The 6,933-nt window shown below is 63.5% G+C and carries 5 protein-coding genes and 3 pseudogenes; 7 read left to right on the plus strand and 1 reads right to left on the minus strand.

All coding sequences use genetic code 11. The annotated features are described in order from the left end of the window. The 5 genes and pseudogenes from ACP7D4_RS27180 to ACP7D4_RS27200 all read left to right on the plus strand — a co-directional run. Positions 1-873 (plus strand): annotated as a pseudogene (locus tag ACP7D4_RS27180) (DNA primase); the annotation flags it as partial. After that, the gene (xerC, locus tag ACP7D4_RS27185) at positions 870-1,889 is read left to right on the plus strand and encodes a site-specific tyrosine recombinase XerC (protein WP_426212483.1); all 1,020 of its coding nucleotides are present in this window, start codon (positions 870-872) and stop codon (positions 1,887-1,889) included. The pseudogene ACP7D4_RS27180 and the gene xerC, both read left to right, overlap by 4 nt. Positions 1,890-1,932: 43 nt before the next feature. Further along, a complete protein-coding gene (locus ACP7D4_RS27190) occupies positions 1,933-2,184 on the plus strand; it encodes a hypothetical protein (protein ID WP_426212485.1) in 252 nt (83 codons plus the stop codon). A 685-nt stretch (positions 2,185-2,869) separates the two neighbouring features. Further along, positions 2,870-3,493, plus strand: a pseudogene (locus ACP7D4_RS27195) (RHS repeat-associated core domain-containing protein); the annotation flags it as partial. A gap of 69 nt (positions 3,494-3,562) precedes the next feature. After that, a complete protein-coding gene (locus ACP7D4_RS27200; RefSeq protein WP_426107482.1) occupies positions 3,563-3,904 on the plus strand; it encodes a hypothetical protein in 342 nt (113 codons plus the stop codon). A 155-nt stretch (positions 3,905-4,059) separates the two neighbouring features. Here the strand turns inward: ACP7D4_RS27200 and ACP7D4_RS27205 are convergent, their stop codons facing one another. Beyond that, a complete protein-coding gene (locus ACP7D4_RS27205) occupies positions 4,060-4,401 on the minus strand; it encodes a helix-turn-helix domain-containing protein (protein WP_426212489.1) in 342 nt (113 codons plus the stop codon). 134 nt (positions 4,402-4,535) lie between these two features. Between ACP7D4_RS27205 and ACP7D4_RS27210 the strand changes: the two genes are divergently transcribed. Continuing rightward, entirely contained in the window at positions 4,536-6,194 is a 1,659-nt protein-coding gene (locus tag ACP7D4_RS27210) for a CHC2 zinc finger domain-containing protein (protein ID WP_426212487.1), read from the plus strand. Between the two features lie 20 nt (positions 6,195-6,214). Next, positions 6,215-6,933: pseudogene (locus ACP7D4_RS27215) on the plus strand (DNA primase); the annotation flags it as partial.

Genomic DNA, 6,933 nt, shown 5'->3' on the forward strand with positions numbered 1-6,933 from the left:
GAGGCGATCCACAGCCTGCAGCGGCAGCGCCGCACCTTGCACGGGCTGATGGCGAAACAGGGCAAGGATGCGGTGCTGGCCCTGCACCGCAATGCGCAGCGCTTGCTGCGGCCGCTGGCGGTGGTCAATCCTTACGCCGACCAGCTGACCTTCCTGTCAGACAAAACCCGCACGCGGCGCGACCATGAAAAGTATTTAACGATGATCGACACCATCGCGCTGCTGCACCAGTACCAGCGCCCGGTCAAGAACGCGCGCGGTGGCGATGGCGCGGTGCTGGAGTACATCGAGGTGACCCTGGGCGACATCGAGCAGGCCAACCGCCTGACGCACGAGGTGCTGGGCCGCAGCCTGGACGAGCTGCCGCCGCAGACCAGGCGTTTGCTGACGCTCGTTGCCGGCATGGTGGGCGAATGCGGGGCCGCGCTCGAGCTGGCGCGCCGAGATATCCGCTTTAGCCGCAAGGACGTGCGCGAGAAAACCGGCTGGGGCGACACCCAGCTCAAGATCCACCTGGGCCGCCTGGCCGAGCTGGAATACCTGCTGGTGCACCGGGCCGAACGTGGCCAAGGACATGTGTATGAACTGCTGTATGACGGTGACGGCAGCATGGCCCCGCACCTGATCGGCCTGCTCGATGCGGGCGCATTGGGTAGTTACGACAAGCGGCGGTCGGGGGCGGATCAGCCGCAGTCGGCCCCCGGTCGGCCCCCGGTCGGCGGGTGGTCGGCCCCCGGTCGGGGCGGTTCATCGGGCAGGAAGCCAGCAACGGCAAGGGCTGCTTCGGAAAGCGCCGGGTTCGAGCCTGAAAATGCACGTCATGGCGCCAACGGACACGCGCCGGTCGTAACCGTACTGGCGAGGGATTCATGACGGTCACGCGCAAGCCGCTGCACGCGGGAGACCCGGCCATCGTCGGCGGCTTCTACGGCCACCTGGTCGGCTTCACCGACTGGCTGGGGGCGATGCGCTACTCGGAACACACGATCAAGACGCGGCGTACCGACCTGGGTTACTTCATCGACTGGTGCGAGGAGCGGGGGATACGCACGCCGCTGGAGGTGACGCGGGCGATGCTGGAGCGCTATCGACAATACGTGTTTGCGTACCGCCGCCAGCGCGACGGCTTGCCGCTGTCGTTCAACTGCCAGGGCACGCGGCTGGTGGCGGTGCGCGTGTTCTTCCGCTGGATGACGCGCCAGCATCACCTGCTGTTCAACCCCGCAGGCGAACTGGACTTGCCGAAGAAGGAGACGCGCCTGCCGCGCCATGTGCTGAGCGTGGCCGAGGTGGCGCAGATCATCAACGCGGCCGACCTGGACGCCGCCTTCGGGCTGGGCCTGCGCGACCGAGCCATTCTGGAGACGCTGTACAGCACCGGCATGCGGCGCGCCGAGCTGGTGGCGCTCGATGTGGTCGACGTCGACGTGGAGCGCGGCACGGTGCTGATCCGGCTCGGCAAGGGCAAGAAGGACCGAATGGTGCCGGTGGGCGCGCGGGCGCTGGCGTGGATTGCCAGATATGCCGATGATGTGCGGGCCGATCAGGTCGACGACGAGACGGCGCTGTTCCTGACCAGGCAGGGCCTGCGGCTGACGGGCAAGCAGCTGTCCAGCATCGTCAAGAAGGCGATTGACGGGGCGAAGCTGGAGCGTGTGGCGGCCGGCGGACCGCTGAACAGTTCGTGCCATCTGTTTCGCCATGCCTGCGCCACGCACATGCTGGAGAACGGAGCAGATATCCGCTACATCCAGGCGCTGCTGGGCCACGCCGACCTGGGCACGACCGAGATCTACACGCGGGTGGCGATCATGAAGCTGAAGCAGGTGCACGAGGCGACGCATCCGGCGAGGCTAAGGCGTGATGACGACCAGGAGAGGCTGGACTGAACTTCGTTACGGCGTAACGATCCAACTGGGAGAGGAGGCGATGATGGCGAAGACAGCAGCGGAAAGGCAGGCGGCCTACCGCGCGCGCCGGCCGATGGTTGGTAGCAACGGCGAGCGCAGGCTGAATACCTGGGTGAGCACCGGGACGCACCTTGCACTGGAGCGCATCGCGACGCGTGACGGCGTAACGCAGCGGCAGGTGCTGGAGCGGCTGATCCGCGTCGAGGACGACCGGATACTGGCGGGCATGGCGCCTGATACGCCGGAGTGGCTTGCCTACTTCTGTATTAAGTGATCGTTACGGCGTAACAGCCTTGCTTGCCGGACACGAGCGCGAAACCCACTGTCCAGCCGCTGCGCGGTACTGCCAGCCGCGACGCGGAAGGCAACGGCCACGCTCGGATCGAGTCAGGTCAATAGCGCGCGCTCCCGCGCCTTGCAGGCGCTCTCGCTTGCCGCCGCGCTTCGCCGTTAGCCAGTAACGGACAACGCAAGAGCACAGCCCCTCCGGGGTAAATCGCGCCGATGGCGCGCTTTAACATAACGGGGCATTCCGCAAAGTTACGCCAGTCGCTGCGCTGGCGCTTCGCTTGGTGGCGCAACCCCGCGCTGCGCCGGGCCCTGGCGGGTTCGCGGAACGTCCCGTTATGTCTGGCGCCCCTGCGTGCCTGCCAGGCCGTATGGTGCGCCCTGGGGCGCATGGCTCTGGTCGGGCGCACGGTGCGCGCTCCTGCGTCGCGTGCTGCCGCGCTTCGCCGTCAGTCAGGCCAGCCCCAAACAACCGCAACTGCAGCACCTTCCAATCCCTCAACTGCGCGCGCCTGGCGGCGCGCCGTCGCGTTCTTGACTCACCCAATTAGCAGCTAAACAAGAAAAGCCTTGCCTCCCGCGCATGCGCAAGCCAGAATCGCGTCTAGGAAAAATTCGCTCTTTACCCACAATTCGCCAGCAAAAAACCGCCGCAAGTCTTTGAATGGACTAAGGAAAACGGCCGCGTTTACGACAAGTGCACGTCGGGCGGCTCCTTCTTGAGCATTGATCCGGTGACCACGGATGCGGAAAATGGTAGCAGCTTCAATCGATACGCGTACGCCAACAACAGCCCGTACAAATATGTCGATCCTGATGGTCGTGAGCCGACACCGATAGGTGAACGCGAGTCGATGTTGAAGTTGCAGGCGGCAGCAGCAGCCGCTGAGACAAGACCGGCTCTCAGTTACATGCATAGCGAAAGTGTCCTAAAAAACTCAAGTGGGAGCTACTCCTCGTTAAAAAAAGAATCCACGGAGAAGATCGTTTCTTCATTAAAGCCGGGAGCGAAGGAACCGCTGAGGGTTGCCGCCGACGGGAAGATTTTTGATGGAAATACTAGAGTGCTGGTGCTTCAAGAACGTGGTGTAAATGTAAACCAATTGCCTCGGACCCCGCACGCCCGCGGTGGAACCGGGGGCAGTGCATTCGGATTGTTGTTTGTCGTTGGAATGGTTGTTGAGCTGAGTGAAGCAATTCAGAAACTTCCGCAGCAGGCACCAGTCACGGCCGCTGCCCCCCCGCCACCGCCACGGCCACCGCCGCCACCAGATCCAGTGTCAGGGAATAAATAGCCGCTAAATTAAGCGTCTAGCGGCTGAGAGTTTTTCCTAACTTTTTGGTGTTTGTAGAGGAATGAATGGATGAATCACGTTATGACGCATTTCCAAGAATTTTTAGAGAGCGAGCACGCTTTCGATTTTCTAATTAACTTGGCTTTCGATCTTACAATTTCAGCACGCGAAACGTACGTGGCCGGACAAGAAACTGTGGAAAGCCCCGTTGCTTTGAGAGGGCTTAACGAGATAAATCACCGCGTTCTTTCGCGTGCCATGAGTGTGCTGGATGATAGTTGGAAGCACACACCAGCGGCTTTTTGTGAAATGATTTTTGGTATTGCCAAATCCTACGGGTGCGTTGAGAACTTGGAAGTCGCTTTAAATATGTCCTTTGAAAAGCAGCGTAGAGGACGGGTTGATCACTAGCGAAAGTGAACGGCAAGCAGGGCAGAGGGTCAGTGCCGCCATTCGGACACGAGCTGATCGGTAAGTTCTTCTTCTAAAAACAAAAAAAGCCACTCCCTCCGGCGCCCCGGATGCGAGTGGCTTTCTTCATTTAGCCGCCGATCGGCGGCGCCGGCCTAGCTGCTCAGGTTGCCCATCATCTGCTTGGTCTGGTACTTAATGATCATCCCGTCGAGCAGCGCCTTGATGATGCGGCGCTCTTCGTCCGGCATGTGGCTGACCGCCTCGAACTGCAGGGCCAGATCATCCGACGGACCGCGCTCGGTTTCGTCGAACACGAGCGTGTCCAGGCTCAGGTGCAGCGCCTTGGCCAGCCGCACCAGCGCCTCCAGTGTCGGCTGCGCGGTCCCCGCCTCATACCGCTTGATTTGGTTCACGTGAATTTGCGCGGCATCGGCCAGGCCTTGCTGGGTGAAGCTCTGCGCTTTGCGGAACTGGATCAAACGGGAAGAGAACATGGGTGGTAGCAAAAGGATGACGGTGCCCATACTGTACCCCCTGGTATCTTAAAAGGTGTTCTGCAAGTACATTATACGATATAATAAAAGTACAGTATAAGGGTCTTGACAGCTTTTTAGAGAAAGAGGGATTTATGCCCCGTATCCCCGTCGCCGAGATCGAGCGGCTAAAGAATGAGGTATCGGTGCAGCAGCTGGCCGAAGCGCGCGGCATCGAGCTGAAGGGCCAAGGCAACAATCTGCTGGGCCGCTGCCCCTTCCACGCCGACAAGACGCCATCGCTGGTGATCACGCCCGACAAGAACCTGTGGCATTGCCTGGGCGCGTGCCAGGCCGGCGGCGGCCCGATCGACTGGGTGATGCGGGCCAACGGCGTTTCGTTCCGCCACGCGGTCGAACTGCTGCGCGCTGCTCCCGATTTAGCCGCCGGGGTTGGCGAGCCGGTCAAGGGCTCGCACACACGCAAGCTGGCAGCGCCGGTCGAGCCCACCGCCGGCGCAGGCGAGCTGCTGAATCAGGTCGTCGACTTCTACCACCAGACCTTGCTCGAATCGCCCGAGGCGCTGGCCTACTTGGCCAAGCGCGGCTTGACGGATCCTGAATTGATCGCGCGCTTCAGGCTCGGCTACGCCAACCGCACGCTGGGCTACCGTCTGCCGGCGAAGCGCGCGCAAGACGCTGCGGGCCTCAAGGGCCGGCTGCGCGAGATCGGCATCCTGCGCGAATCGGGCCACGAGCACTTCAACGGTTCCATCGTGGTGCCGGTGATCGACGGCGACGGCAACGTGACGGAGGTGTACGGCCGCAAGCTGCGCGACGACCTGCGCGGCGACACACCGCGGCACCTGTACCTGCCCGGGCCGCACAAGGGCGTGTGGAACGCGCAGGCGCTGGGCGGCAGCGACGAGATCATCCTGTGCGAGGCGCTGATCGACGCGCTCGCGTTCTGGCAGGCCGGTTTCCACAATGTGACGGCCAGCTACGGCGTGGCCGGCTTCACGCCCGATCACCTGGCCGCGTTTGCGCGTAACGGCGTCAAGCGCGTGCTGATTGCCTACGACCGCGACGAAGCCGGCGACAAGGCCGCCGGCGCTCTGGCCGAACAGCTGATCGCCGCCGGCATCGACTGCTGCCGCATCGAGTTCCCGAAAGGGATGGACGCGGCAGACTACGCGCTGAAGGTTACGCCGGCATCGAAGAGCCTGGGCATCCTGCTGCGCAAGGCGGCGTGGATGGGGAAAGGCGCGGCGCCGCAGGCGCCAGGCCAGCACCCCGAAGCGGTGGAATGCGAGACGCCCGCGCCGGCGCCGGCGTTGGCGATCGCACCTGTTCCTGCCTTAGCCGCTTCGCCGGCGGCTGCGCCAGCGTCGTCAACCATCGCCGCCGACGTCAAGGCCGACGAAGTCGTGTTCACGTTCGCGGAGCGGCGCTACCGCGTGCGCGGCCTGCCGAAAAACCTGGCGCCGGAGACCCTGAAAATCAATCTGCTGGTGGCCGTCGGCGAGCGCTTCCACGTCGACACGCTGGACCTGTACAGCGCCAAGGGCCGCGGCCATTACCTGCAGCAGGCGGCCAAGGAGCTGGGCGTGCGCGATGAAGTGATCAAGCATGACCTGGGCCGCATCCTGCTCAAACTCGAAGCGTTGCAGGACGAACGCATCAAGGCGGCGACCACGGCGGCACCGGCCGTGCCGGCGCTGAGCGACGTGGAGCGCGAAGCGGCCCTGGCGATGCTGCGCGCGCCCGGCCTGCTGGAGCGGATCGTGGCGACTTCGACGCCTGCGGCCTGGTAGGCGAGCGGACCAATAAACTGGTGGGTTACCTGGCGGCGGTCAGCCGCAAGCTGGACCGGCCGCTGGCGATCGTGGTGCAGTCCTCGTCGGCGGCCGGCAAGTCGAGCCTGATGGACGCGGTGCTGGCGATGATGCCGCAGGAGGAGCGCATCAAGTACAGCGCCATGACCGGGCAGAGCCTGTTCTACATGGGCGAGACCAACCTGCAGCACAAGATCCTGGCCATCGTCGAGGAAGAAGGCGCCAGCCGCGCCAGCTATGCGCTGAAGCTCTTGCAAAGCGAAGGCGAGCTGACCATCGCCTCGACCGGCAAGGACGCCAACAGCGGGAACCTGATCACGCAGGAGTACCGGGTCACGGGGCCGGTGATGATCTTCCTGACCACCACCGCCATCGAGGTCGACGAGGAGCTGATGAACCGCTGCATCGTGCTAAGCGTCGATGAAGGCCGCGCGCAGACTGAGGCGATCCACAGCCTGCAGCGGCAGCGGCGCACCTTGCACGGGCTGATGGCCAAGCAGGGCAAGGATGCGGTGCTGGCCCTGCATCGCAATGCGCAGCGCTTGCTGCGACCGCTGGCGGTGGTCAATCCCTACGCCGACCAGCTGACCTTCCTGTCCGACAAAACCCGCACGCGGCGCGACCATGAAAAGTATTTAACGATGATCGACACCATCGCGCTGCTGCACCAGTACCAGCGCCCGGTCAAGAACGCGCGCGGTGGCGATGGCGAGGCGCT

This window comes from Massilia sp. TWP1-3-3, assembly GCF_049897805.1.
Taxonomy (GTDB): Bacteria; Pseudomonadota; Gammaproteobacteria; order Burkholderiales; family Burkholderiaceae_D; genus Telluria_A.

Coding starts and splice junctions, on each gene's coding strand:
- ACP7D4_RS27205 (WP_426212489.1), bottom strand. CDS start 4,401: ATGTTCTCTTCCCGTTTGATCCAGTTCCGCAAAGCGCAGAGCTTCACC.
- ACP7D4_RS27210 (WP_426212487.1), top strand. CDS start 4,536: ATGCCCCGTATCCCCGTCGCCGAGATCGAGCGGCTAAAGAATGAGGTA.
- ACP7D4_RS27200 (WP_426107482.1), top strand. CDS start 3,563: ATGAATCACGTTATGACGCATTTCCAAGAATTTTTAGAGAGCGAGCAC.
- xerC (WP_426212483.1), top strand. CDS start 870: ATGACGGTCACGCGCAAGCCGCTGCACGCGGGAGACCCGGCCATCGTC.
- ACP7D4_RS27190 (WP_426212485.1), top strand. CDS start 1,933: ATGGCGAAGACAGCAGCGGAAAGGCAGGCGGCCTACCGCGCGCGCCGG.